The organism is Rhodococcus sp. 06-156-4, from assembly GCF_002259345.1.
GTDB classification, from domain to species: Bacteria; Actinomycetota; Actinomycetes; order Mycobacteriales; family Mycobacteriaceae; genus Rhodococcoides; species Rhodococcoides fascians_E.
In genome coordinates this window covers 280,875-306,693 of the sequence record NZ_NPGB01000020.1, presented here as the reverse complement: position 1 = coordinate 306,693, position 25,819 = coordinate 280,875, and the positions used below count along the sequence as shown (strand labels likewise).

Annotated in this window: 27 protein-coding genes; 14 read left to right on the top strand and 13 right to left on the bottom strand. The window is 63.6% G+C overall.

Annotation, left to right across the window (positions count from 1 at the left end; genetic code table 11):
- Window positions 1-13 precede the first annotated feature (13 nt).
- The 4 genes from CH290_RS15530 to CH290_RS15510 all read right to left on the bottom strand — a co-directional run bounded on the left by CH290_RS15530 (window position 14) and on the right by CH290_RS15510 (window position 4,990).
- Entirely contained in the window at window positions 14-886 is an 873-nt protein-coding gene (locus CH290_RS15530) for an alpha/beta hydrolase (RefSeq protein ID WP_033190392.1), read from the bottom strand.
- Entirely contained in the window at window positions 883-2,031 is a 1,149-nt protein-coding gene (locus tag CH290_RS15525) for a metal-dependent hydrolase family protein (protein WP_230621096.1), read from the bottom strand. The genes CH290_RS15530 and CH290_RS15525 overlap by 4 nt, the downstream gene beginning before the upstream one ends.
- 289 nt (window positions 2,032-2,320) lie before the next feature.
- Complete coding sequence (locus tag CH290_RS15520; protein ID WP_033190394.1) at window positions 2,321-3,652, bottom strand: MFS transporter; 1,332 nt, start codon at window positions 3,650-3,652, stop codon at window positions 2,321-2,323.
- A 696-nt stretch (window positions 3,653-4,348) separates the two neighbouring features.
- A complete protein-coding gene (locus tag CH290_RS15510; RefSeq protein WP_037158288.1) occupies window positions 4,349-4,990 on the bottom strand; it encodes a TetR/AcrR family transcriptional regulator in 642 nt (213 codons plus the stop codon).
- 144 nt (window positions 4,991-5,134) lie between these two features.
- Here CH290_RS15510 and CH290_RS15505 point away from each other — a divergent pair, with 144 nt between their 5' ends.
- Genes CH290_RS15505 through CH290_RS15470 form a run of 8 tightly spaced genes read left to right on the top strand, consistent with a single transcriptional unit; the run spans window position 5,135 to window position 13,428 of the window.
- Entirely contained in the window at window positions 5,135-6,259 is a 1,125-nt protein-coding gene (locus CH290_RS15505) for a VOC family protein (RefSeq protein WP_033190395.1), read from the top strand.
- A complete protein-coding gene (locus CH290_RS15500) occupies window positions 6,256-7,191 on the top strand; it encodes a fumarylacetoacetate hydrolase family protein (RefSeq protein ID WP_026347751.1) in 936 nt (311 codons plus the stop codon). The genes CH290_RS15505 and CH290_RS15500 overlap by 4 nt, the downstream gene beginning before the upstream one ends.
- A complete protein-coding gene (gene mhpA / locus CH290_RS15495) occupies window positions 7,184-8,728 on the top strand; it encodes a bifunctional 3-(3-hydroxy-phenyl)propionate/3-hydroxycinnamic acid hydroxylase MhpA (protein ID WP_019664874.1) in 1,545 nt (514 codons plus the stop codon). The genes CH290_RS15500 and mhpA overlap by 8 nt, the downstream gene beginning before the upstream one ends.
- A complete protein-coding gene (locus tag CH290_RS15490) occupies window positions 8,718-9,920 on the top strand; it encodes a cytochrome P450 (RefSeq protein WP_019664873.1) in 1,203 nt (400 codons plus the stop codon). Before mhpA ends, CH290_RS15490 begins: the two co-directional genes overlap by 11 nt.
- Window positions 9,917-10,114 carry a ferredoxin gene (locus CH290_RS15485; protein ID WP_019664872.1) on the top strand — a complete coding sequence of 66 codons (198 nt, stop codon included), beginning with the start codon at window positions 9,917-9,919 and terminating at the stop codon, window positions 10,112-10,114. The genes CH290_RS15490 and CH290_RS15485 overlap by 4 nt, the downstream gene beginning before the upstream one ends.
- Complete coding sequence (locus tag CH290_RS15480; RefSeq protein ID WP_033190396.1) at window positions 10,111-11,256, top strand: NAD(P)/FAD-dependent oxidoreductase; 1,146 nt, start codon at window positions 10,111-10,113, stop codon at window positions 11,254-11,256. The genes CH290_RS15485 and CH290_RS15480 overlap by 4 nt, the downstream gene beginning before the upstream one ends.
- On the top strand, window positions 11,253-12,074 hold the full coding sequence (locus CH290_RS15475) for an SDR family NAD(P)-dependent oxidoreductase (RefSeq protein WP_019664870.1): 822 nt from the start codon (window positions 11,253-11,255) through the stop codon (window positions 12,072-12,074). Before CH290_RS15480 ends, CH290_RS15475 begins: the two co-directional genes overlap by 4 nt.
- A 55-nt stretch (window positions 12,075-12,129) precedes the next feature.
- Window positions 12,130-13,428 carry a dicarboxylate/amino acid:cation symporter gene (locus CH290_RS15470; protein WP_020111756.1) on the top strand — a complete coding sequence of 433 codons (1,299 nt, stop codon included), beginning with the start codon at window positions 12,130-12,132 and terminating at the stop codon, window positions 13,426-13,428.
- Here the strand turns inward: CH290_RS15470 and CH290_RS15465 are convergent.
- Complete coding sequence (locus CH290_RS15465; RefSeq protein ID WP_020111755.1) at window positions 13,400-13,735, bottom strand: DUF1905 domain-containing protein; 336 nt, start codon at window positions 13,733-13,735, stop codon at window positions 13,400-13,402. The two genes, CH290_RS15470 and CH290_RS15465, sit on opposite strands and share 29 nt — an antisense overlap.
- Window positions 13,736-13,755: 20 nt before the next feature.
- Window positions 13,756-14,460: a GAF and ANTAR domain-containing protein gene (locus CH290_RS15460; RefSeq protein ID WP_230621097.1), complete on the bottom strand. Its 705-nt coding sequence runs from the start codon at window positions 14,458-14,460 to the stop codon at window positions 13,756-13,758.
- Between the two features lie 312 nt (window positions 14,461-14,772).
- Between CH290_RS15460 and CH290_RS15455 the strand changes: the two genes are divergently transcribed.
- Entirely contained in the window at window positions 14,773-15,318 is a 546-nt protein-coding gene (locus CH290_RS15455; RefSeq protein WP_019664865.1) for a CsbD family protein, read from the top strand.
- Entirely contained in the window at window positions 15,318-16,280 is a 963-nt protein-coding gene (locus CH290_RS15450) for a YihY/virulence factor BrkB family protein (protein ID WP_019664864.1), read from the top strand. The genes CH290_RS15455 and CH290_RS15450 overlap by 1 nt, the downstream gene beginning before the upstream one ends.
- Window positions 16,281-16,292: 12 nt before the next feature.
- On the opposite strand, the gene CH290_RS15445 is transcribed toward CH290_RS15450, so the two are convergent.
- Complete coding sequence (locus CH290_RS15445) at window positions 16,293-17,123, bottom strand: oxidoreductase (RefSeq protein WP_033190608.1); 831 nt, start codon at window positions 17,121-17,123, stop codon at window positions 16,293-16,295.
- Between the two features lie 163 nt (window positions 17,124-17,286).
- Between CH290_RS15445 and CH290_RS15440 the strand changes: the two genes are divergently transcribed.
- A complete protein-coding gene (locus tag CH290_RS15440; protein WP_019664862.1) occupies window positions 17,287-18,315 on the top strand; it encodes an LLM class flavin-dependent oxidoreductase in 1,029 nt (342 codons plus the stop codon).
- Between the two features lie 15 nt (window positions 18,316-18,330).
- On the opposite strand, the gene CH290_RS15435 is transcribed toward CH290_RS15440, so the two are convergent.
- The 4 genes from CH290_RS15435 to CH290_RS15420 form a co-directional block, all read right to left on the bottom strand.
- Entirely contained in the window at window positions 18,331-19,536 is a 1,206-nt protein-coding gene (locus CH290_RS15435) for a PrsW family intramembrane metalloprotease (RefSeq protein ID WP_033190399.1), read from the bottom strand.
- A complete protein-coding gene (locus CH290_RS15430; protein ID WP_052083256.1) occupies window positions 19,533-20,159 on the bottom strand; it encodes a hypothetical protein in 627 nt (208 codons plus the stop codon). The genes CH290_RS15435 and CH290_RS15430 overlap by 4 nt, the downstream gene beginning before the upstream one ends.
- Before the next feature lie 95 nt (window positions 20,160-20,254).
- The gene (locus CH290_RS15425) at window positions 20,255-20,647 is read right to left on the bottom strand and encodes an OsmC family protein (RefSeq protein WP_020111750.1); all 393 of its coding nucleotides are present in this window, start codon (window positions 20,645-20,647) and stop codon (window positions 20,255-20,257) included.
- Between the two features lie 67 nt (window positions 20,648-20,714).
- Window positions 20,715-21,899, bottom strand: a complete 1,185-nt coding sequence (locus tag CH290_RS15420) for an NAD(P)/FAD-dependent oxidoreductase (RefSeq protein ID WP_019664859.1) — start codon at window positions 21,897-21,899, stop codon at window positions 20,715-20,717.
- A 142-nt stretch (window positions 21,900-22,041) separates the two neighbouring features.
- On the opposite strand from CH290_RS15420, the gene CH290_RS15415 reads away from it, so the two are divergent.
- Window positions 22,042-22,938: a YhjD/YihY/BrkB family envelope integrity protein gene (locus CH290_RS15415; RefSeq protein WP_020111749.1), complete on the top strand. Its 897-nt coding sequence runs from the start codon at window positions 22,042-22,044 to the stop codon at window positions 22,936-22,938.
- Here the strand turns inward: CH290_RS15415 and CH290_RS15410 are convergent.
- Window positions 22,856-23,536, bottom strand: a complete 681-nt coding sequence (locus tag CH290_RS15410) for a CDP-alcohol phosphatidyltransferase family protein (protein ID WP_230621120.1) — start codon at window positions 23,534-23,536, stop codon at window positions 22,856-22,858. The two genes, CH290_RS15415 and CH290_RS15410, sit on opposite strands and share 83 nt — an antisense overlap.
- A gap of 286 nt (window positions 23,537-23,822) precedes the next feature.
- On the opposite strand from CH290_RS15410, the gene CH290_RS15405 reads away from it, so the two are divergent.
- Window positions 23,823-24,521, top strand: a complete 699-nt coding sequence (locus tag CH290_RS15405; RefSeq protein WP_020111747.1) for a HemK2/MTQ2 family protein methyltransferase — start codon at window positions 23,823-23,825, stop codon at window positions 24,519-24,521.
- A gap of 25 nt (window positions 24,522-24,546) precedes the next feature.
- Window positions 24,547-24,711, top strand: a complete 165-nt coding sequence (locus tag CH290_RS15400) for a CDGSH iron-sulfur domain-containing protein (RefSeq protein ID WP_019664855.1) — start codon at window positions 24,547-24,549, stop codon at window positions 24,709-24,711.
- Between the two features lie 25 nt (window positions 24,712-24,736).
- Here the strand turns inward: CH290_RS15400 and CH290_RS15395 are convergent, their stop codons facing one another.
- Complete coding sequence (locus tag CH290_RS15395; RefSeq protein WP_019664854.1) at window positions 24,737-25,726, bottom strand: iron-containing redox enzyme family protein; 990 nt, start codon at window positions 25,724-25,726, stop codon at window positions 24,737-24,739.
- Window positions 25,727-25,819: the final 93 nt, after the last annotated feature.

Below are 25,819 nucleotides of genomic sequence, written 5' to 3'. Positions count from 1 at the left end.
CCACCTCGCTCGATCACCGGACATGACATTCCTTCAGATAGCTCAAGAAGGATGCCTGTACTCCGGTGACGTGCGTCTCGTCGAGCATCGAAGTCGACAGGAGCTCCGAACGACCTTGTGCGCGCAGTCCCTCGAGCGCTCTGAGGACATTTCGGGCCAAGCCGCGATACACGGGGACATCGCCCCAGAGTTCTACCTTGTTCAGAGTGACGTGGAGACGTCCGGCGCCTGGGCCGTCGTCGCTCGCTTCCGGAAGGTTTCCGATCATGTCGAACAGTTGGCTGTCTGCGCTGCTGATCCCCGGTGTTCCCGCGCCAACCGTCGAGAAGGGAGTTCCGCCGCGAAGCCACGCGTACAACGCGAAGAGCCCACCGTACGAGAACCCGAACAGCCCGTGACCGGTGTCGCTGACGCGAAGGTGAGAGTGCAGACGAGGGTGCAGTTCGTCGGTCAGAAAGTCCAGAAACGTATCCGCATTGCAGTCCGAGTGTTGCTCGATGTAGGCGTCGATGTCCCGTTGACTCATCGCCCCGGTTTCGCGTGCAGACTCCAATGCAGCCACTACGTCATCGCCGATAGGTTCCCCGGGCGGCACGAGGTCACGGTTGCGAAGCCGCGCCCAGTCCGATGCCTCGTCACCGGCGTAGCCGACGGTGACTTGAATGTAGGGCGCAATGCTCAGATACGGATCGCGTTGCGTGACGATGAGCGGAGCGGTGAAACCCACGGTCCAGTTGCCGTCCAACACGTAGACCAGTGGCACTGATTCGCTGGATTCTTCGTATCCGGGAGGTGTGGTTATCCAGATTCCGTACCGGTTGCCTGAGCGTGACTCCACTTCGAGGTATTCGGTGTCCGGAAGGCAACCATGCAATATCGCGCTCAACGAATGTCCTTTGCTGTCGTGCCGCTCTTGACTACGACGACGGCCATCTCGGGATCGGCGAAGACATCGGGGTCTTCGAGAGGGTCTTCCTGCCAGACGGTCAGGTCTGCTCGCATTCCAACCCGCACCATGCCCACGGTGTCGCCCACGCCGAGGATGTTTGCATTGACGCTCGTTGCGGACACCAAGGCCTGCATCGGCGATTCCAACTCCGAACGCACGCGCAACTCGTCGCCGCGCCGTTGCTGATTCGGACCGATGAGGTCGGAACCGAGGCCGATGCGCAGGCCGGACGCGCGGGCAACCTCGAGAGCGGCCGCCATCCGCTCTCGAACTCCTGCTACTCGTTCGACAGTCGCGGGATCGACATCCGTTACCCCGTCGTTCAACAGTTGGTCGATCACGGAGAAGGTGGGCACCATAGCGACGTCGTGCTCGAGCATCAGAGCCGCTGTCTGCTCGTCGATATCGGTGCCGTGTTCTACGCAGCGCACCCCCGCCTGTACTGCGTTGCGAATCCCTTCCTTACCGTGCGCATGCACTGTGACGTACGTGCCTCGTGCTGCGGCTTCCTGCACAGCGACCGCGATTTCCTCGACGGTGAACTGGGTGTCCGCGAGACGGTCGTGCCCGCCCACGACTCCACCGGTAACGCACAACTTCAGAAACGTGGCACCCCGGCGAAACGTCTCACGCACGTTCTTCCTGAGTTCGTCGGCGTTGCCGGACATCAGCGACAGCGCACACAGCCCGGGAATGTGATGCTGTGTCCACAATTCTGTGGGTTCCCAATCGGCGCCGTAGTATCCGTGCCCGCCGACCTGGCATTGGACAGGGCCACAGGACAGGACGTGCGGACCCCGCACCTTGCCCTTGGCGATGACGTCGACGACACCGCGGTCTATGCCACCGGTGTCGCGAACGGTCGTGAAGCCGGCATCGAGGGCGAAGCCTGCCGAGGCGAATATGTCGGCCGCGATCTCGGCGGCAGACAGTTCGAATCCGAACTGTGCTCTGATGGGACTGGACAGACCGAGGTGAACGTGCGCGTCGATCAGTCCGGGGGTGACCAACCTGCCATCCAGATCCACCGTTGTCGCGCCTGCTGGTGCATCGCCGAGGGCGGTGATGATCCCGTTACTCACGCAGACATCCACCGCGGATGGTTCGACACCGGATCCGTCCGCGACTCTTCCTCCTGCGTACCACGTTTCCGTCACACAACCTCCCGGTCTTCGCCTCTTCGGATGTCTCCTCCGTAATGGCAACGATGACGCATGTCTTTCATGTGCTTTCGCCCAGGTCCCATCATGGTGCGTGACCACCGGAACGGACAGTGGCCGCGCGTTGCGACTTGGGCACGGGACCATCGACATATGTCGAGTCCCGGTTCGATCGATTGCTTCGGGAGGTGCCACTGCATCGTTGGGTTTCTCAGCTGTGCAAAGGGCGGTCCGTCCCTGCGATTCTCGATTCCGGTATGCCGCGCCAGAGGACCGGAAGCGCAATCGAAGCGACCGCGGTTGCATAGAACGCAGGCGACAGGTTGCTGCCCGTGGTGTTGACCAGCGTCTCGCATACCAAAGGCGCGGTACCGGCAAAGAGCGCGTACGCAAAGTTGTACGGCAGTGCGGTACCCGTGAATCGAGCATTCGTCGGCATCATCTCGAGGACCGCGAGAAGAGCTGAGGCAAGCAAGGATTGCACGATAACCAAGACGATCAACGCACCTGCGATTGCGACGATGTTTCCCGTGCCGATCAGAACATAGCTGGGAACCGCGACAAGAACCGATGCAACCATTCCGATTCTGACCAGGGGACGCCTGCCTATCCGGTCGACAGTTGCGCCGAAGGCGATGTACAGAGGAACCGCGAGCACCAGGGCACCGGACGTCAGCATCAATGCAGCTGTGCTCGACACTCCTGCAGCGTGTGTCAGGAATGTCGGCATGTAACCGATGAGCATATGAGTAGCGACACCGAGCGACGCGAAGTAGACGAACGCAGTGACCAGAGACCGCCAGTGATTGCGTAACAGATCGGCCAGGGGGCGAGTGAGAAGAGCTTCTTTTTCTTTCATCTCGGTGAAAGCCGGTGTTTCGTCGACCGCAAGCCTCATGAACAGGCCGGCAATTGCGACAACCCCTCCGATGATGAACGGCCAACGCCACCCACCGTCCAGGATGTACTCTGTGCCAACCGAATTGAACGTCAGTACCGTGATTGTCGCGAGAATGCTGCCGACGAAGGACGAACCGGCAATGATTCCGGCGTAAAGTCCCCGACGGTGGTATGGCGCGTGTTCGACGACGAAGGTGGCTGCTCCGGTGTATTCGCCGCCGGCCGAGAAACCCTGAACCAATCTGCAGACCAGCAGGAGTAGTGGGGCAGCAGCGCCGATGGAGGCGTAGGTCGGCAGAAGCCCGATAGCCGCTGTCGAGCAACCCATGAGCGTAATTGCCAAGGACAGGGATCCTCGGCGGCCGAACCGGTCGCCCAGCCTGCCGAAAACCACGCCGCCTGCGGGCCTGGCGAGGAACGCGACACCGTAGAGTGCAAAGGTGGCGAGCAGAGCGCCGCTGCCGAACTCGGCAGGGAAGAACACTGTGGCGAGAACTGCGGCGCTGAAGCCGTAAATTGTGAAATCGAACCACTCGACGATGTTCCCCGTTGCGCCGGCGATCAGCGCCTTTCGACGTGTGCGCGCCCGCTCGGGTGAAGTTCTTTCCAGGCTCTCGATACGAGCGTCGGCTGCACCGGTCATGGGGTTCCTCTCGAAGCGGGACTGTAGACGTTTCATCGACGGCGGCGTGGACGCCGAATTCTTTCGAGAACGCCGATCAGAGAACGTCGGGGTCCGAACACTCGCCCCCGCTTTTCGGCGTGACGAAAGCCTATGGCCGGCGATGTAGGCTGCATCACTGCCATATGTTCACAATGTGGGCGAAAACTGCCTGCATTTGTCGAGAACGACGAGAAGTGCAGCGGGCTGACTACTTGCTTCCGGACGTAACGGCGTGTCACGCGCCGGCGAATTACTACCTATGAGAAGCAAACTTATTGCAGCCGCACGAGTTAGCGTCGTCATGTGCGGTCTGGCCACCGCTTCGATCTCGATTTCCGGGGTGGCGTCTGCCGGCCCGCAGGACTGTGCCGTCGTGCACGATTCTTTCAGCGCATCGGTAACCTGCCACGACACCGGAGCTCCGCCCCGGAGAGAGTATTTCCTCAGCATGGAATGCTGGGGTCTTCATGGCATCCCCAATGCCTTCCCGTTCTACGCGGTCGGGCCGTACACCGCGTCGACCAGCTCGTTCGGGCCGACAGGTCAGGCGTCGGGTACATGCAGCTCAGGGTGGGGTGCGCTTGTGCCGAATGTCGGAGTGGTCACCGGCGCTCACGTGGAAACCTACGTTCAGGGAGGCTGAGTCGCATTTCCGCACCCCTGAGACCGCGACGGTCAGGGCTGGTCGAGATCGGCAGCGCCCAACGGTATGGGCCGGCTGCACAGTTCGTCGGCCTCGGCGCGTGGAAGTCCCAGTGAGACAAGGATTCCAGCCGTCATGGCGTCGGCGGCGGCTGCGTCGTCGCGGTCGGGTTGCTGCAGGAGTAGTTGCCCGAGGCCGAGGAGGGATCCCGCGACCAATGCCATGGCGAGGTCTGTATCAGGGGCGACGAATCTGCCGGCTTCGGTAGCTGCGGCGATGTCGCGTGCGGCCCTCGGAGCCAGGCCCTTCGTCGAGGCGATGAGGGATGGTCCTGAGTTGACGAGAACCCGGCTCAGCTCGGGTTGCAGGCGAAAGAGCCGTCCTGTGATGCGGAAGGACTGTGCGAATATCTCCGCTGGGTCGCTGAGTTCGACGGTGAGTGAATCCAGGTAGTCCCCGAGGGACTCCAGTGCGCTCTCGACTGCGGCAGCGAACAATTCGTCTCTGCTGTCGAAGTGGTTGTAGAACGAGCCCATTCCCACGTCGGCGGCTTGCGTTATCTCCAGGATCGGCGCGTTGGGTTTACCGTCGGCGATGAACCGCTGCGCAGCTGTGATCAGCGCGGAGCGGGTACGAGCCTTGCGGCGTTCGAGCCGGTTTCCTGCAGTGGTCATTCTGCTGGTCACACCCCTCTTCGCGTGAATGTCCGTCGCCACATTAGACCACCCTCATAGCTGACGATTTAGTCAGAACCCTTGACTGACGGCTCACTCATAGGTGACGATATCGTCAGAAAGTGGACGAGGGAGGGAGCAACGATGACGGACGCGCACAAGGACATGCACGTCGACCAGGGCGCGCTGCCAGGCGAGCACCCGGGGCGGGCAAAAAATCCGATCGTCAAAATTCACGACATCGCCTGGCTGGAATTCTGCAAACCGGACCTTCTCCGTGCCGAGGCATTCGCGTCGGCATTCGGGTTCACCGTGACCCATCGTTCGTCCCAGGAGCTCCACCTTCGGGGCACGCAAGGCGGTTCGCCGTGCGTCGTCATTCGCAGAGGCACGCGAACCCGCTTCGTCGGCGCGGCGTTCCAGGCCGTCGACGAGTCCGACGTACTTCGGCTGGGCAAGGCAACCGGACGTCGGGTCGATCGACTGCACGAGAGCATCGGCGGTATCGGGGTCACTCTCCACGATCCGAGCGGACAACCGGTACGCGTGGTCGCCGGCACCCGGGCTCTTCCTGCGCTGACCGGCCAGCGCATCCACCCCCACAACGACGGCGGGAGTCGTACTCGCGTCAACGCGACGTGCCGAACTCCCCATGAACCAGCGCTCGTCGAGCGCATCGGTCACGTCGTCCTCTCGCGCACTCGATATCTCGAAAACCTGAACTGGTACCTGGAACACCTCGGGCTCATCGTGAGTGACTTTCTCTTCTACGAGAATCAGCGCGAACGTGGACCGGTGATGAGCTTCATCCGCTGCGACCGCGGCGACACCCCGACCGACCACCACACCGTGGCGATGACACTGGGACCCTCGGATCGATACGTGCACTCGGCCTACCAGGTGTGTGATTTCGACGCTATCGCCGCGGGAAGCGAGTTCCTGACCGAACGCGGCTACCGACACTCGTGGGGGATCGGCCGACACATCCAGGGAAGCCAGATTTTCGACTACTGGCGCGATCCCGACGGTTTCCTGGTCGAGCACTTCAGCGACGGCGACCTGTTCGACAGCTCGCTCGAACCGGGTTGGGCCCCGATGACGGCGTCGGGCCTCGCCCAATGGGGACCGCCGGCAACGCGAGATTTCCTCGGCATCGCGCCCGGACGGCACTCGTTGAGGGAACTGCGGTCGATCATCTCGTCGCTACGACACGACAACGAATTCGACGCCCAGCGCTTGCGGGGCCTGCTGAAAGTAGCCAACTCATGACTGTTTCGATTCTCCGTACCGTCGACGCCTGGTGGGTGCACACGCCAGGCGGCGCCGTCCGAGTCGACACCGACGCGGTGACGACAGCCGAGCTCCTTGCCGACCGGGCCGCGATCGACGCCGCACGCCGCGGTTCGGCGACCGCGTCGGTGGAGGGTCTGGCGCTGGTCTCACCGGTGACCGCGCCGTGCAGGGTCGTCGCGCAGATGACCAATTACGTGACACACGTGAGGGATTCGGGGATGAACCCGGAGACGGTGCCGCTGACGTTCTTCCGCAAGGCATCGGGGTCCATCAGTGGTCCGGCAGACGACATCGTCAAGCCCGCGCATGTGCAACTGCTCGATTACGAGATCGAGATCGGGCTCGTCTTCGGCGCATCGATGACCGTGGGCACGGCACTCGACGAGAACAACATGGCCGACTACATTGCAGCTCTCGTCATCACCAACGATGTGTCCGCCCGGGACGTACAACTGCCAAAAACTCAGTTCTACGAGGGAAAGTCGTACCCCACGTTCACGCCCGCCGGACCGGTGCTGCTGCTCCTCGAGGCGGGCGACTTCAGCCGCTTCACCGATCTCTGCCTCACCCTGCGCGTGAACGGTGAAGTACGGCAGAACAGCACGGTCGCGGACATGATCTACCACCCGTTGGACACGTTGCGAACGTTGACACGATTTCAGCGTATGGACCCGGGTGATCTCTTGCTGACAGGCACTCCAGGCGGGACAGCGCTGACGGCGCCCGCCAAACCGATCGAGATCATCGGCTCGCTCCTCCCTCCCGCACTCAAATGGAAGATCTTCTTCAAGAAACAGTCGTCCAACCCGTCGTATCTGCAGGACGGCGATGTGCTGGAACTGGCCGTGTCGACACCCGATGGGGCACTCGATCTCGGCATTCAACGGACCAGGGTTCGGTATGCCTGAGTCCGTCGATCACCACCCGGTCGTGATCATCGGCTCGGGGCCCACCGGGATGACGGCCGCACTGTTGTTGGCGCAGTACGGAATCAGCTGTTCCATCATGGACCGCTGGGAGGGTGTGTACCCGCAACCTCGGGCGGTGCACATGGACGACGAGGTCTACCGAATACTCGGTGGCCTCGGGTTGGCCGAAGAGTTCGCGGCGATCTCCAGACCGGCCCGCGGGTTGCAGTTGGTCGACCGACGCCTCACGACGCTCGCAGTGTTCGATCGAGACCCCGACCGCAGGCCGCACGGCTTTCCGCAGGCCAACATGTTCGATCAACCCGACCTCGAGCATCTCATGCGGTCGCGGCTGTCCTCGCTCGCCGGCGTCCACATGGCAGGCGGCTGCACCGTCGTCGACGTCGCGAACAGGCGGGACCACTGCGTCGTGACATACCTCGATACACGCACTGGAGAACGCTGTGCCGTCACCGCGGACTATGTACTCGGATGCGACGGAGCGAACAGCACCGTGCGGTCATCGATCGGATCGAGAATGCTCGACCTCGGCTTCGAGCAACGATGGCTGGTGATCGACATCGCCACCGAGGCCGAGCTCGATTTGTGGGAGGGTGTGCACCAGGTGTGCGACACCGAACGGGCCGCAACCTACATGCGTATCGGCCACACCCGTCATCGGTGGGAATTCCGGCTCCGCGACACCGAAACTGCCGACGATTTCGATGATCTCGACAGTGTCCGCCCTCTGCTGACGCCATGGCTAGGTACTGCGGATCGGGACGCACTGCACCTGATCAGATCCACCGAGTACACCTTCCGTGCCCGAGTGGTCGACCGGTGGCGCGATCGTCGCATCTTCGTGCTCGGCGACGCAGCGCACCTGACGCCGCCGTTCATCGGGCAGGGCATGGGCGCGGGTGTGCGCGACGCGATGAACCTGGTCTGGAAACTGGTAGGCGTCATGAACGGATCCTTCGCCGACGACACTCTCGACTCCTACGAAGCGGAGCGCAAACCTCACGTGACGTCGTCGATTCGATTGGCCGTGGCAATCGGGAGGGCAATGACCGGTGGGGGAGCGATCACCGACGCCGTGCGCAAGTCCGTCGCGCCCGTCCTCGGACACCTACCCATGATCGGAGCACAGGTGACCGACAGTACCTCGCCGCGCCTGTCGCCCTCCAATTTCGTTACGCGAAAAGTATTGTCGCGTGGGCTCGCCGGATCGCTGTGTCCCAACGCCGTCGTCGATCGCGGGAGGAGGGTCGACGACGTTGCCCCAGGGTGCTTCCTGTTCGTCTCCACCACACCGCTCACCCGCGAGCAGAACACGGAAGTTGTCCGCCGAGGCGCAACCGCACTGGAGGTCCCGCAATCCTCGGAACTCGGGATGTGGCTGCATCGACGCCGCGCCAACGCTGCCATCGTGCGGCCGGACAGAACCGTGATGGCCGCAGGCCGGTCGGTGCCGTCACTGCACACTCGGTTGCCTAGTTGCGCCTATCGAATTGTCAGGAGCTCCGGTGACCGTTGACTCGTCGGTCCCCCGATACCGACAGAACATCTACGACGTCGACGCGATCGTCGACCCGTATCCCCACTACCAGCGGCTGCGCGCCTTGGGTCCTGCGGTGTGGTTGCCGCACCAACGCGTCTATGCCGTATCGCGTTACGCGGACTGCAAGGCGGTGCTGCTGGACGACGAGTCGTTCATCTCCGGCGACGGAGTGTCGCTCAACGCCGTCGCGAATCGCCTGGGGCGCGGCACGACGCTCAACAGCGACGCGGACGACCATGCGACCAAGAGATCCGTTCTGGCGCACCGCATGACCCCCAAAGCCCTGAGAAAGATGACCACGACAGTGGAGGAGGCCGCCGACGGAGTGGTCGATCGAGCGATGTCGATGCTGGACGTCGACGGGGTCGAGGACTTGGCGACGGTCCTTCCGCTGTCGGTCGTTCCCGATCTGGTCGGATGGCCGGAGGACGGCCGCGAGGAGCTGTTGCGCTGGGCCGGAGCGACATTCGACGCTATGGGACCGGTGAATTGCCGGTCGGTCGGTGCTGCTAAGGCCGTGGCGGAAATGATGGCGTTCGCACGTCGCGTCGTGAAGAACAGATCGGTGCTGGAAGGAAGCATGGGCCGCGATGTGCTCACTGCCGCCGACGAGGGCACGATCGACCCGAAGGCGTGTCCTGCGTTGATGGTGGATTACATGGCGCCATCTCTGGACACCACCATCGGAGCCATCTCGAGTGCGCTGTACCTGTTCTCGCAGCACCCGGAGCAGTGGCAGGCGGTGCGGGCCGACCCCACGCTCATCCCAGGCGCCGTCAACGAGGTGGTCCGGTTCGAGTCGCCGCTACGCGCGTTCTCGCGCAAAGCAACGCGCGACGTCGACATCGGTGGAGTTCCGATTCCGCGTGGGAGCCGCCTGTTGGTGATCTACGCGTCGGCCAACCGTGATGCTGCCGAATGGGATCGACCCGACTCGTTCGACATCACCCGCGATGCCGCTCGGCAGCTCGGCTTCGGGTCCGGCGTACACGGGTGCGCCGGCCAGGGTCTAGCACGGTTGGAAACACGATCGATGCTGCAGGCGCTGGCGCGTCGGGTCGAACGAATCGAACTGACCGGAGAGCCGAAGTGGGCCGTCAACAACATCATTCACCGGCTCGAACGGCTACCGCTCGAGCTGGTACCGAGCAGGGGAGAGCAAGCATGAGGATCGACGTCGACTGGGATCGCTGTGAAGGCCACGGACTGTGTGAAGAGGCCGCACACGAGGTGTTCAGCCTCGACGACGACGGCGAACTGCACTACGCGTACGACCACCAGGACGTGCCCGAGGAGCAGGTCGCTGCGGTGCGGTCCGCGATCGGCGCCTGCCCGGTGGCCGCGCTGCGCGAACAGAAATGAACGCAGCTCCGATCGTCGTCGTAGGTCGGTCGACGGCCGGTTGCGCGGCCGCCCGTGAGCTCCGAGCCCTCGGTTACGACAAAGACATCGTCATGATCGGTGCGGATCCGGACGGGTCGTACTCACGACCGCCGCTCTCCAAGCACGTCCTGGACTCGGACGACGGCACGTCGGCCCGGTGGGACCTGTCCGACTTGCGCATCACCGAACTGAACTCTGCTGCAACACGGTTGAATCCAGGCCGAAAGACCGTTGCTCTCTCGGACGGAACCGACGTCGAGTACGGCACACTCGTCGTCGCGACAGGCGCCGATGCTCGACGCCTGGCTCGGGTCGGCCAAGCGGGGGAACTGGTCGTCAGAACCCATGACGACGCACGGGTCCTGCGTTCCCGGCTGGACGCGGCATCGTCGGCGATCATCGTCGGCGCAGGCTTCCTCGGAATGGAAATCGCCTCGGCGTGCGTCCGACGCACTATCGAGACAACCGTCGTCGACGTGGATCCTCCTCTGGAGCGAGTTCTCGGAAGCTTCCTTGCTGCGGCCATCGAAGAGCGCCTGGCGGAGAACAGCGGAAGTATGCTGCGCCCTGCGGGGCCGGTAACGCTGTCCGGCAGTCCCGTGGACGGGATCGTCCTGCCGGATCGCACTGCGCTGCATGCCGATGTCGTTGTCAGTTGTGTGGGGGAGGTGCCGGTCTCCGACTGGCTCGACGGTACCGGCGTTGCGGATCGAGACGGTGTGGGGATAGGAGAGGACTGCTCGACGTCGGTACCCGACGTGTTCGCTGCCGGCGACGTCACGTACTTCCGGGAGCCGTCGAGATATCCCCGACGCGGACCGTTCTGGTCCAACGCTGTGGCTCAGGGCAGGGTTGCTGCAGCATCCGCGCTCGGAGCAGCCGCTCGGTGCGCTCCGGTCGACGACTACTTCTGGACCGAGGTGCTCGGGCTGTCCATCAAGGCGGTAGGTCCGCTGCCACTCGTCGGTGAACCGGAAATTGTCACCGGTTCGGTGGACGACGGGTCGGCCCTGCTGCGCTGGACGCACCCGGACGGTCGAAAGACTCTGGTGGCGTACGGGCTTCGCATGTCAGTGGGAAAGCTCCGCGCACTCGCGCGGGCGGAACAGGGGCAAGGATGAAGACAGCAATCGTGACCGGCGCATCGTCGGGAATCGGGCGAGCGGTGGCGTCGGCGCTGGTTGTCCGGGGGTACCGGGTGATAGGCACCAGCCGCACCAGCGCGACGGTGAGCAGTCCGGTTCACGGGGTCGACTATCGTGACCTCGACCTCACCGACAGAGACTCGATCCGCGCGTTCGTCGACTCGCTGCACGACGTCGATGTGGACGTAGTGGTGAACAATGCAGGCGAGAGCCAATGCGGGCCCATCGAGGAACTGCCGATCGACGCGGTGCAGAGGTTGTTTCAACTCAACGTTCACGGGCCCGTCGAGCTCGTTCAGCTCCTGCTGCCGGGGATGCGTCGACGACGTCGCGGAACGATCGTCAACGTCGGTTCGATGCTCGCCAGCTTTCCCATGGCGTACCGCTCGTCGTACGTGGCGACCAAAGCCGCACTGAAGGGCTTCGCGACGGCGGCACGGTACGAATTGCAACCGTTCGGGATCGACATCACCACCGTCGAACCCGGTTCCATCGCCACCGGTCTCTCCGGGCGCCGAACCAAGTACTGCGGCGACGATTCTCCGTACCGTGAGCAGTTCACCTCCGCGATAGCGGCTCTCGACGACAAGGAAACCACGGGGATCTCGGCCGGCAAGGTTGCTCGGACCGTGCTCCAAGCCATCGAAGACACCAGGACTCGGCCGCTCTACGCAGTCGGGAGCAACGCGCCGCTGGTGTTCCTCGCGCGGAGACTGCTGCCGCGCAGCGTCATCGAGTCGGTGATGGCTCAGGCGTACGGCATCGACACACGAGCACGCCCGTCGGGTCCGTAATGCGAGTGCAATACGACGGTCACGGCCCGGTAGCGGGCTCGTCTTAGTTTGAGGCATGAAGTCTTTGAGGCATCCCGCTGCACAGATCGGTCTCGCTGCGATCGGCGGCATTGTCTTCGGTCTGCTCGTCGGTGAGTGGGCAGCGAACCTGAAGTTCATCGGAGACCTGTTCATCCGTCTGATCCAGATGTCCATCGTTCCGTTGGTGATGGCATCGGTCATCGTCGCCACCGGATCCATGTCGGGCACCGGTACCGGAAAGATCGCGTTCCGAACGTTCAAGTGGATGATCGGGTTCTCGTTCGTTGCGGCTGTCTTGGCTTGGGTGCTCAGCAGTCTCGTGCGGCCGGGGTCGGGAATGGTGTTCACGCAAGAGTTGGACCCGAGCCTGGAGGAATCGGCGGGGGAAGCACTCGGATGGCAGGACACGCTGCTGAACTTCGTGTCCACCAACGTGTTCGACGCGATGTCCACCGCGACGATGGTGCCGATCATCGTCTTCTCGCTGCTGTTCGGAATCGCACTGCGCATCCACGTGAACAAGACCGGCGACACCGGCGTCCTGAGGCTGTTCGATCAGATTCAACAGATCGTCCTCACGATGATCCGTCTCGTCATGGTGATCGCCCCCATCGGCGTGTTCTGTCTACTGGCAGCTCTCGCAGGAGACGTCGGCTTCTCGGTGGTCTCGACGGCGCTGAAGTATCTGGGCACGACACTCATCGGCGTCATCGTCCTGTTCGCGCTGTTCGTCGCTGTCGTGGCAGCACGAACTCGTCTCAGCCCATGGAAGCTGCCGAACAAGCTCACCGAGCAGACCATCGTCGCAGTGACGACGACGAGTTCGGCCGTCACCTTCCCGACGGTGCTCAAGAACACTGTCGAAAAGGTGGGAGTAAGTCAGAAGGTCGCCAACTTCACGCTGTCCATCGGCCTGACGATGGGTTCCTACGGCGCGGTCCTGAACTACATGATCGTGGTGATGTTCCTCGCGCAAGCCGGAAACATCGACCTGAGCATCGGACAGATCGCCCTCGGTATGGGATTGGCGATCCTCCTCAACATGGGCACCATCACCGTTCCGGGCGGATTTCCCGTCGTCGCGATGTTCCTGGCCACCTCGCTCGGCCTGCCGTTCGAAGCCGTCGGGCTGCTGATCGCAGTCGATTGGTTCGCCGGAATCTTCCGTACCTTCCTCAATGTCAACGGTGACACGTTCGTGGCGATGCTCGTTGCCAACGCCGACGACGAGATCGACCGCGACGTCTACAACGGGACCAAGACCGTGATCGCGGAGGAAATAGATCTGGACGACTACCAGGGCGTCATGGCACGAGCGGATCAGGCCGACTGAGCACCGGGATCTGTTGCTCACAGCGCCCCACGGACAGGTGAATTTCCACGTGGTCACCGTCGTCGATGTCCTCGGGGCGGCGTAGCGCGACCTTCAACGGCACCAGGTATGCACCGTCCTTCGGGATCAGAGAAGTCTCGATTTCGGTGTCACCGATCTTCACCCGAGCGGGGATGACGCCCCATCCGTAGGTCAGCTCACCGAGGTGAGCGTGCAGAAAGTCGTCGACGTGCGCGGGAGTGGCCGCGAAGTAGAACGGCGCGGGACCGCGCCACTGGAACACCTCGGCGTCGAAGACCCAGTCCATGGCCGAAGTGTACGACCGGTTCACGGCACGCGGAGTCCCGGCACTTCTCCTGTTCTTGCGCTCTCGGACGCGATCTCGTGCAGCTTGCGATTGGTGAGCGACGACTCCCGACGAAGCATGTCGAAAGCAGCGTCGCGATCCACCTTGGCCGTGGCCATGACGACTCCGATCGCGATGCCGATCTCACGGCTACGAACAAGCGCGGAGGCCAGGTGGTCTGCCCGCTCCCGTGCACTGGCGTATGCCAACCGAAGGGCCGACTGGTCAGCGAAACGTGCACACCGATCCAGGACGTCGTGTGTGAACGTGCGTGGTTCCGTCGAGTAGAACGTCATCACGCCCAGCTCGACGTCGTCGAGAAGCAGTAGGAAGCTCGCTGTCGAGCGCACCCCGGTACGAGCCAAGATCTCCTGGGAATACTCCGGACGGTCTGGTTCGGTGGCCATGTCGTCGACCACGACGGCTCTTCGGCCGTCGATGACCGCCTCGGTCGCCGAGTACCCGGTGATCGACGCGACCTCCAGAGCTGTGCGCATCACCGCTGGATCGGTCGCGGCGACGATGATGGGTCGGGCACGGTCGGTCATCGCAGTGATCGACGCACCCGTGCATCCCACGGTCGCCACGGCCAGGTCGACGATGTTCTGGCAGGTCCGATCGGTGTCGGACCCGCTGTTCGGCCGTCTGATGTCGGACCAGCTTTCGACTATCGACTTCGCGCCCACAGACGACCTACTTCCGTACTTGTTCGGATTCGACATCGGAGGTCGAATCGAGGAGCTGATTCTGGCACGGGTCGTGCCGAGGCAAACGTGTGGCGTCGCGTAAAAAACACACTGGTCGGACCTTTTTTCTTCAATCAATTCGCGGCCGAGAGCTTCATGGATCGCTCGCAGGTAGTGTGGCGCAGATCACTTACTTCTTCGCGTTTGTTTTTCTTCGTTCGAACCGACTTAAAGCTGCCGGTTCCCACCGGCCGATCGACCCTCGAACGCCGTACACGCTGTGCGGCGTCGCGAACGACATGGAGGAACCTGATGTCCGACTTCATCGACAAAGCGCAACACAAGGCCGACGAACTCGCCGGTGATGCGAAGGAGCGCATCGGCAACGCCACCGGCGACGACGAACTCCGCGGTAGCGGGGCGGCGCAGAAGGCCAAGGGCAATGCCCATCAACTCGCCGACACCGTGTCCGACGGCGCCGAGGAACTGGGCGACAAGGCGTCGGAGGTCGCTGACAAGGCAGCAGACGTCGTATCCGACGCGGCCGATTCGGCAACCAAAGCAGCCTCCTCGCTCGCCGACACCGCGGCATCGACCGCAGCCGACGCCAAGGCGTCGGTCACGGACTTGGCCGACAATGCAGCATCCAAGGTCCGCGAGGTCGACGTCGACAGCGTCGTGGACACGGCGACATCTCCTCGAACCGTGGCCGTCGTCGCCGCTGTGATCGGCGCCGGGACGATCGCGTTCGTCATTGCCAGGAGAAACCGTCGTCAGCGTCAGCTGAAGGCCGCGCCGACTCGCGCAGTGCGGGCACTGGCGCGGAGCATCGAATCGAAGTCCCTCTTCGACCGCTGATGGTCTCTCGCATCGACGGGTTCCAGCGCAAGCACCCGGCAGCAGGGTTCCCGCTCGCGGTCGTCTACAAATTCCTCGACGACCGCGGCGGATACCTGGCGGCATTGATCGCCTACTACGCGTTTCTGTCGCTGTTCCCGCTGCTGCTGCTGTTCACCACCCTGCTCGGCATCGTGCTGGCGGGCAATCCCGATCTGCAGGAACGCATCCTCGACTCGGCGATGAGTCAGATCCCGGTCATCGGAGACCAGCTCGGCGAGCCCGACCGGCTCAGTGGCGGCGTCACGGCAATCGTGATCGGTGTGGCCGGCTCGTTGTACGGCGGTCTCGGGGTGTCACTGGCGGTGCAACACGCGTTGAACACTGCGTGGTCCGTCCCGCGCAACAACCAGCCGGACCCGATTCGCGCCCGAGTGCGCGGGCTGCTGCTGCTCAGCACCGTCGGCAGCGCGATCATCGGTTTGACCGTGCTGAACGTCGTCGCGTCGTCCGGCCTGTTCGGCTTCGCCGGTGGTGTGTCGGCGATCCTGGGCGCGATCGCGCTCAACAGTGCGGTGTTCGCTGCCGCGTTCCGTATCGGAACCGCGCGGCCATTGAGTGTCCGCGACGTGCTGCCCGGAGCCGTTGCAGCCGCGGTGATCTGGCAGGCTCTGCAATCCTTCGGCGGTATCTACATCCGCTACGTCGTCGGCAACGTCAGCACAAGCAACGGTGTGTTCGCAATCGTGCTGGGGCTGTTGGGTTTTCTGTACGTGGCGTCGGTTCTGATCGTGATCTGTATCGAGATCAACGCAGTTCGAGTAGACCACCTTCATCCGCGCGCGCTGCTGACACCGTTCACCGACAATGTCGAACTCACCGAGGGCGACAAGAACTCGTACACCGGCCAAGCGGAAGCTCAACGCAACAAAGGGTTCCAGGAAATCACCGTCACCTACGAAGACAACCCGCAGAACGACTGAATCGCGTGCAGTTCAGGAGTCGAAATCTGTGCTTCGTGAAACGGATTCCCACGACTCGGCGTCGGCGCGCAGGGCGTCGAGCGCACCGGTGAATCCGTCGACCGCGTCGTTGCCGAGGAGCAGCAGGAACGGGGGATCTTCGGATTCGACTGCGTCGACGACAGCTTGTGCTGCCTTGACCGGGTCACCTGGCTGGTTGCCGTGCGCTGTGTCGTTCTCGATCCGGCGCGCACCGGCCGTGGCTGCGTACTCGGCGATGGGGGAGGCGGACTGGGTCAGGGATCTGCCCGCGAAGTCCGTGCGAAACGCGCCGGGTTCGACCGTGAGGGCGCGGATGCCCAGGGGGGCGACCTCTCGACGAAGCGACAGTGTGAGCGCCTCGATGGCGGCTTTGACCGCGGCGTAATACCCGGACCCGGCGGGTGAAAGGCGCGCTCCGATCGACGAGATGTTGACGATCGTTCCGGAGCGACGGGCGCGCATTCCCGGCAGAACGGCCTTGATCGTGCGCACGGTACCGAAGACATGGGTGTCGAACAACCGGCGGACCGGACCGTCCTCGCCCTCTTCGACCGCGGAGCGATATCCGTAGCCCGCATTGTTGACGAGTACGTCGACTGCACCGAACCTCTCGGTAGCGGCGTCGACGGCAGCAGAGACCTGAGTGTCGTCGGTGACGTCCAGAGCGATCGCGAGTGAGGTGTCGGGGTAGCGGGCAGCGATGTCGGCGACCTTCGATACGTCGCGCGCGGTCACCACCACCTGATGACCACGTGCCAATGCTGTCTCGGCCAGATGCCTTCCGAGGCCCGTCGAGCATCCGGTGATGAGCCACGTTGTCATGGGTGCTCCCTTGTCGGCTTGAACGTGTGGGTGTGCGGACAGTGAGACGATCACGTCAAGGCTAGGGCAACCGGTGAGGGGCCGACAGGGACCGTCGGCGATGATGGTTGAATCTACAATCGACACGGGTGGGCCTGTCCGCCCCGAATCGAGAGGTCGAACAATGCACCTGGGCGTAGACAGCTTCGTCTCCTCCGTGACGGACCCGACCGATGAACGCGTGATCGGCCCGTCCGAGCGAATGGGCCATCTGCTGGAGGAGATCGCCCTCGCGGACCGGGTCGGGTTGTATTCGTTCGGCATCGGCGAGCACCATCGGAGCGAGTACTACGATTCGGCGCCGTCGATCATCCTGGCGGCCGCGGCTGCTCGCACGGAACGCATCCGGCTCGGCAGTGCAGTGAAAGTGCTCAGCGCGGACGATCCAGTACGCGTGTTCCAGGAATTCGCCACTCTCGACCTCATTTCGAAGGGGCGGATCGACCTGGTCGTCGGCCGCGGATCGTTCACCGAATCCTTCCCGCTGTTCGGCCTGGATCTACGCGACTACGACTCGCTCTTCGCCGAGAAGCTCGAACTGCTGCTCGAGATCCGCGAGAACGTGGAAGTCACGTGGTCCGGGCGTCACCGACCGGCTCTGAACAGGCAGAGCATCTTCCCCCGGCCGGTACAGGATCCGCTGCCGATCTGGGTCGGCGTCGGAGGAACTCCCGAGTCCTTCGTTCGAGCCGGGTTGTTGGGTCTTCCCCTGATGATCGCGATCATCGGCGGCGAACCCCGACAGTTCGCGCCGCTCGTCGATCTCTATCGACGGGCAGGCGCGGAGGCCGGGCACGCACCCGAAAAGCTGCAAGTCGGACTACATGTGTTCGGTTTCGTGGCCGAGTCGACGCAAGCGGCAGCGGACACCATCTACCCCGGCTGGCACGAGATGTTCACCAAGGTCTCACGCGAGCGGGGCTTCGCACGCCCCACTCGGGAACAGTTCGACGCGACGTCTGGCCCCAACGGAGCCTTCTTCATGGGAGACCCGAAGACCGTCGCAGACAAGATCCTGCGCGTGGGTGAGCAGCTGGGCGGTGTCGATCGGTTGTCGTTGCAGATGACGAATCCTCGCCTTGCGCACGGAGATCTGCTCCGAGGAATCGAACTACTGGGGACCGAGGTCGCACCGCTCGTGGCGAAGGCGTAATCCGCCGCCGATCACCTAACTGCCGAGTGGCTGCCCGATGCCGTCCTCGGCGCGAAGACGTTCGACCTCGGCACGCGAGTGCCGCACCGCTTCGGTGTCCGCGCCCTTGGCGCTCGCGATGTCGTGTGCGAGGTCCAGGATTGCGCGTCGAAGATGCTTACGCGCTTTCCGGGCCCGTCGATCGGGCGACGACGCGCGGAATGCCTTTCTGGCCTTTCTGTCCAGAACGCCGTCCACCTCGGCGTCGGTGAGGAATCCTGCATCGACCTCGGGAGCCAGAATGTCGCGGACGAATTGGTACTCGCGTGGTGCTGCTCGGCGGAACGCGATCGCCAGCACCGTGAATGCGATGACGACGGACGCGAACATGACGCCGAACAACAGAAGCGGATTACCTCCGCCGAGCCCGGTGGCGTCGTCCCAGGTGAAGTGCAGGAACACCCCCGCCGCAACGAAGGCGAGACCACGCCCGATCTTGCGTGGTTGTGCTTTCGTCCCGATGAGGTACACCGCGCCTGCGCACACCAGCGCACTGAAGAGAGGGTGCGAGACGAAACTGACGGCAATCCGCGTGAGCGACATGTGGACGGCATTTCCGACCGGGTCGGTTCCGAACGTCCGGGCAGTGGCGTTGGCTGCGTAGAGGAAGTCCTCGAACATTGCGAATCCGAGTCCGATGAAGGCGCCCAGAATGAGACCGTCGTTGGCCGTTCGGATCAGCCGCGGGGCAAGGCTCATCAGCAGGATGAATCCGCAGAGCTTGGCCGCTTCCTCGGTGATCGGTGCAGTCGCGCCTGCAGCCCAATTCGCGCTCCACGCTTGGCCGAACAGCTTCGGGTAGATGCTGAGCATCGCAGTGTTGACCGTCATCGCGAACGCGAAGGTGGCGGGGATTGCTCCCCACAGCAGTGCTGCCGCGACCAGTCGGCCTGGCTGCCGTTCCCACCGGTCGATGTGACGGAACCACGCGAACCACGCGAGTCCGCACAGAGTGCACAGCACCGCGGACACGGCGAATCCCTCGGCGTAGAACCCGGCTCCCGGTGCGAAGAACGCCCAAGCCTGAAACGCTCCGACTACAGTGAGCGCGATGTACACCCAGAACGACAGGTTGTGGGGTTGTACGAATTCGAATCGTTCACCCCACCCGGAGACCTCGAGCGCCTCCTGCCGACGGTGCTCGGCCTCGGACGACGCGGTGTCTGTCACGGCGTCACTCATCGGTTGCTCCCGTCGACGGTCTGGATGCTGGAGATCATGTCCTTGATATCGGTTGCCGCCGCGGTCATCTGAGTGGGCGGACCGTACGCCGTGACCTTCAGGCCGGTGCCGTCGACAACGAACGCTGCGACCAGTCCGTCTCCGCGGACGCTGCTGTAGGCCTGCACGACACCGGTTTGCCCGGCTGCTGTGGTCAGAGTGGCCCGGTCTCCGTCGACGCGGAACGACGGGTCGGTGGTGCGCGAGGTGACCTTTTCCACCTGGTCCACCAAATCGTCCGGTGTCCCGTCGAAGGAGTCCGCCGTCACCTGAAACGTGACGCCGTCCCCTGATACGGTGGCGTCGCCGGATCTCCGGTCTTTTTCGCCCACACGAAACCCGGTCTCGACCTCCCAGCCTGTCCTCGGCGTGAAGGCAATCGTGTCCGTGAGCGCTAGTTGTTGACCGGCGCGCACGGGATCGTTCCAGCCGATGGCCGCATCGACGCGCGGTACAGCGACGGTAAGAACGAGAAAGACCGCGATGACGAAAAGCGCTGGCGCGAGCGTTCTTCGGTCGAGACCGAGCACACGGTGCTCGGCTGGCACCCGTTGACGGTGCAGTCCGGGATGAGTCTGTGTCACGGGTTCCCCTCGCGGTCGTCGGTGGGAATACTTTCCCACAAAGTCCGCAGAGGCAGGGGGCTACCCGACGACGTGTCGGGATGGTCGAGCGAGAATCAGCCCAGACTCACATCGACGGACTCGATGACCTTCAAGAACGGACAGATCGAGACAGCTTGTGCAAGTACGGCATCGGGATCCTCGACGTCGGGTAGCTGGACCTTCAGTGAGAATCTGGCGTCGTAGCCGGAACCGTCGGAGTCGGTGAGAACAACTTTGCCTTCGACGGCGACGGAGTCCATGCTTCCTTCGACCGTACCGACGGCGATGCGCAGCGATTGGACGAGGCAGCTGGCCAAGGCTGCGGCCATCAACTGTTCGGGATTGGTGGTTTCTCCTGGCCCGCCGAGCTTTTCGGGCTCGTGGACGTCGAGTGACAGGAATCCGTCGTCGGACGTCACTCCTGCTTCCGTCGCGGTTACCAGGGCGGTGTAGAGCTCAGCGGTCATGTGGTGTGGGTGTCCACAAACATGGTCGTCCAAACCGTGCGGCTCGTACGACTGTTCAGCACCGGCGTCACAGACGTCCGCGGAGAATCCTGCGCCAGTAGGCCTGCGGCAAGGCGTAGCGGTCGAAAAGAAATGCCGACCTACGCGGTTTGAGCGGATCGAGGAAACTCGGAAGTGAGGACGAGACCACGAAATCTCGGTCGAATTCCCCCGCGATCAGGGTATGCGAATCGACCGCCACAGGTGCAACGGTGTAACCGTCGTACGAGGCCAACGGCTGCGACCGCCGGGCAGCCGCGATGTTGTCGACGAGAGTCGCAGCTTGCTTGCGGAGGGCGCCTCCCGACGGGTCGGTGCCGGTTGCGGCGATGTCACCTAGTGACCACACGGAGTCGTGGCGAACGTGCCTGAAGGTCATCGGGTCGATGTCGACGAGGTGGGCAGGTGTGTCGTCGGCGAGGTCCGCCAGCCAGCTCGGCCCACGAAACCGCGGGACGAGGTGAAGGAAGTCGTAGTCGATGCGGTTCTGGCTACCGCCGCCGTGAACGTGCAGGCGCTGGTGGTCCGCCTCGATTCCGGAAATGCTGGTGTCGAACAGAACTCGCACACCCAGTTCGTCGAGCCTGCGGCGCAGGATGTCGTCCAAGGCAGGAACACCGACCAGATACGAGCGGTCGACGACGAGTGTGATGTCGATCCTCGGCAGGCGGCCGTCTCGTTGCCACTGCGACGCGGCAAGAAACAGCGGCTTCAGTGTGGTGCCGCTGCAACTGACCGGTGGTCGTGGCAGCGTGAACACAGCGTGCCCGGGCAGAGCAATCGAGTCGACGAGCGCCGCGGTCTTCTCCGCGCGGTCGAGATAGTTGCTGGCGACAGCGGGAGTCTCGAGGGCATCGAACACGTTGGGAAGCTCATCCAGATCCGGCACGAGACCAGCCGCGATGATCAGGTCGGTGTACTTGTACTCGCGGCCCGAACCGGCGCGCACCGTTCTGGACTCCGCATCGATCGAGACCACCGAGTCCTCGATCCACCTGCACCCGTCGGGAGTTACCGACCGCTGCGTCTTCTGCGCATCGGCCAGGCGAGCCTGGCCTGATCCGACGTAGGACAGCATCGGCCGGTACGTGTGCACTTGTTGTGGCTCGATGATGGCAACGCTGTCGGTCACGTGTTCTCGCAGCAGACGAGCGGCGGTGCTGACGCCGGCATTGCCGCCTCCGATGATCAGAACATCGACGGTGTCGGTCACCTCCGGCCCATGTCGAGGCGCAGAAAAGGCAGTGGGTGCGGGAGTACCGTCGAATGTCATTGTGCGAGGCATACCCAGGTAGGTCGCGCGAAAACCAGCGCTGGGGTTGATCACCGGGCTCGCGGGGAATTGGCAACAGATCATGAACATACTGCCCAGCACTCGGAACCTCGGATCCGTCAGGCGACGAGCGTCGGCGACGGTCGCGCGATACAAGGAAATTTCGGCTACACGAGACTCGAGCGCTCTGGCCGCCACACTGACGTTCTACGGTGCCATCGCGGTGGTGCCCTTGCTGCTGTTGTCCTTGCGAGCTTGTGCTCTGGTCACGTCGGCGTCGTGGGTCGAAGCGAGAGGCGACGACGTCGCATCGTTGCTACCCGACGCGCTCGGGGCGCGGAGCGTTGTGCTGCAGCTGGTTTCGGCGGGAGCCGAGTTGAGTCTGCTGCACTGTGTACTGGCGATCTTCCCTGCCACGTTCTACGGCGAGGGCCTGCGCCGAGCGCTGACCTCGCGGAGGCGACCTCGCCCCACATCCTTCGACGGTTGGCGAGGCCGGCTTGCCCTGGTGCCGGTGGCAGTGGTCGCGCCGCTTCTGCTCCTGGGAGTGCTGGCGTCGGCAGAATGGCTCGCCGATGCGACGACGGGCGGGGGAGTAGCGGCCTTGTTGCTGCGCGTGTGGTTGGGCTTCGTCGTCGTGTGGCTCGTGCTCGGTGTCCTGGTCGCGGGTGCGTATTCGATAGTTGCGGCAGAGGACATTCCGTTTACCGTCGTCTGGTGGTGTGCCGCGGTCACAGCGTCGTTCATCGCAGGCTTCGTTCAGGGCTTCGTTCTGTTTCTGGCGATTCCGGTGTCGCTCGGCGCCCCGTTCGGAGGCCTGACCACTGTGGGAGCCGCGATCGCGATCGGTCTGTGGATGTGGGTGCTCCATGTCCTGCTCATCACGGGCTGGACGTTCACCCAGGCGACCGCGCAGGTTGTTGCGCAGGGGCCGCGAGCCGACGATGCACCACCACCAGGAGTTGAAACAACCCGATGAGCGCCAATCCGGCTCCGACGGCTCCACCTGCCGCGGAAGTCCAGGTCTGCTCCGGGAAGATCATGTTCGCGCCGAGTATCAGCAACACGGTGACAGCGCGAGACGGTCGTTCCCACACGGTGAGCACGCCCGCCTCCGGCATGCCGACTGCGGCCGCTCGGGCGCGAACGGATTCGTGGACGAGCGTGGAGGCTGCCATCGTCGCGATCAGCGGCAGCGGCACACCCACTACGGCGGCGCACGCATAGAAACACAGATCGCTGACGCGATCAGCGGTGGAATCGAGGACCGACCCCCACGCGGATGCGCGGTCGGACATGACGGCCACCGCACCGTCCACGCCGTCCAGCAGGGTCGACGCCAGAATCAGCACCATTGCCGCCAGTACGCCCCAGCGACCGAATGCACTCGCCGCCACCGCGATCGCCGCACACACCAGCGCCAAGACCGTCACGGTCGTCGGGGAGACACGCCGTCGAACGAAGGGGGCAGCGCAGAGGTACATGATCCCGAGCCAGCCGTCGATCAAACGCGAAGACGACGCGTCGAGACCCCCGTGCAGCGTCGACCACTCCGCTCGGTATCGGTCACGATCCATCACGGCAATCACCTGTTCTCGCGTCCCGACGCCTGCGCAAGCCGCGACGGAGGCGAATCACGGCAGGAGAGATGTGCTCCGGGCGCGACCGGCGTCGGCAGGACGAAAATTTCGACTGGAAAATGAAGAGTTGTCGGCTGCACGCTCAACCGAAGACCCTCGCTGCTTCGGGACGGATTCCCCGAACCGGACAACTCAAACGTCAGCCGAGAGCGAGAACGACCCATGGTTCGGGTGGCGCGGATCCTCGAGGTTTGGGTCTTTCGCCAGGCGGCATACCTACCCTATGGCGAACACGACGGCAGTCCGTGCCGGTCACGAGATGCAGAAGTTCTTCGACGTGGCGGTCGATCCGGGTGTGTATCGACCGCAAGAGGATTCGTGGCTGCTGGCCGAGGCCCTCACTGCGTCGGGAATTGCCGTGGGTGCTCGGGTCGTGGACATGTGTACCGGCTCGGGGGTGCTCGCGGTTCATGCCGCACGGTCGGGGGCTCGAGGCGTGCACGCGTTCGACATCGATCCCGTCGCAGCGACGTGTGCCCAGAAGAACGCCCGCAATGCCGGGTTGAACGTGGACGTGCGGCTGGGGTCGTTCGACGATGCTCGACGAACAGGGCCGTTCGACGTGGTGGTGTGCAATCCGCCGTACGTACCGTCGGACAACGTGCCCGTCGAGCTCGGCCCGGCCCGGGCCTGGGACGCGGGCCCTACCGGCCGTCTCGTGCTCGATACCTTGTGCAACAACGTATTCGACATGTTGTCTACGGGTGGCACGCTGCTGGCGGTCCAGTCCGAGTTCGCGGATCCGCAGCTCACGGTATCGATGCTGGCGGCGCGAGGTATGTCCGCGGCGATCGTCGATTCGCGCACGATCGGCTACGGTCCGGTCATGTCGTCGCGCGCCGAGTGGCTCGAGAACGTGGGTATCGCGCGCACCGGTCAACGGACGGAACGATTGGTGGTCATCCGTGCCGACAAGCGGTGACCGCGCGCGAACATCGATCCGGGTCGTGGCCAACGGACCGATCATCGTGTCGGGTCCCGTGGACATCGAAACAGATGACGGAACCCACACGACGTCCGACCGGTTCGCGGTCGCGATCTGTACGTGCAAGCGCAGCAAGACCTACCCGCTGTGCGACACGAGCCACCGACGCAAGCAACGGCCCGCATGACTCGAGGCGTCACCGTTGCATCGCGTCACTGGTGCATCAATGACGACTTGCCCTTCTGCCACGCACCCATGATGTGGTCGGCGAGGGCATCCTCGACGTAGGACAGAGCGCGCATCCCGAACACCACGTCACGTTCCAGTTCGGGCTCCCGGCGCAGAAGATCCCCGACGACATCATGACGCAAGACCTGCTCGTGAACCGCGTCGGCTTCGACGTGTTCGGCGTAGAAGGCCACGCACGCTTCGGGAGCCCCGAGCCTGCGCAGACCGTCGACGAACCGTCGGGAACCCGGCGAGGACGTGATCTCCGTTGCGGCCAAGTGGCCCACCGTCGCTCCGCGCAAGCTCCGATGCAGGCCGAACAACGACATCAAGTTCACCCAGACCAGGGTCTGCGCTGGTACACGGTCGAGATAACCCAGATACGACGAGTCGAGATCGGCCGCGTCCATCAGTGCGCTCCACAACTGCTGGTGGACGTGATCGCCGCGGCCACCGCCGTATTCGTCGAACTCGACGGCGACGTACGACGCCTTCGCCTGACCGATCAGCCGAGGTATGGCCCAGGCGTGCGGATCGGCTTCCTTGAGGTGGTAGAGCGACCGATGGGCGAAGTATTCGCGCATGTGGTCCCACGTTCCCTCGTCTCTGAGAAACCAGGACGGACCGCTGCCGCTCCTCGGTTCGATGGACAGAGCGTCCATCTCGGCAACCGCGTCGACGCCGTCCTCGACGGACTCGCGGACGTGCGCCAGGAACGGCTCTTCGATCGATCGCCGGAACGCCAGAATTGCAGGGTCCCACTCGAAGTCGTCGTCGATGCCGTGGAATCCGCGATAGTGGAGTTCGTAGCAGATGGTCAGCGCCAGTTGCGCGTCCCGGCCGACGGGATCGACGTCGAAAGTGGTGGCCACCGACGTGGTCGTGCCGGACAGGTAATCGACAACGGACGCGGACACTTCGCCGTCCGGTGTGGGCAAGGTCGGGGATACAGCGGCGTGCGCTGGTGCGCTCATGAGGTTCGTGTACCCGGGCGGCGGCCGATCAATCGCGGCCTACCCGACGCGGGTTCTGGAGTTCCCGGTTCATCGACAGGGAGCGGTGTTACC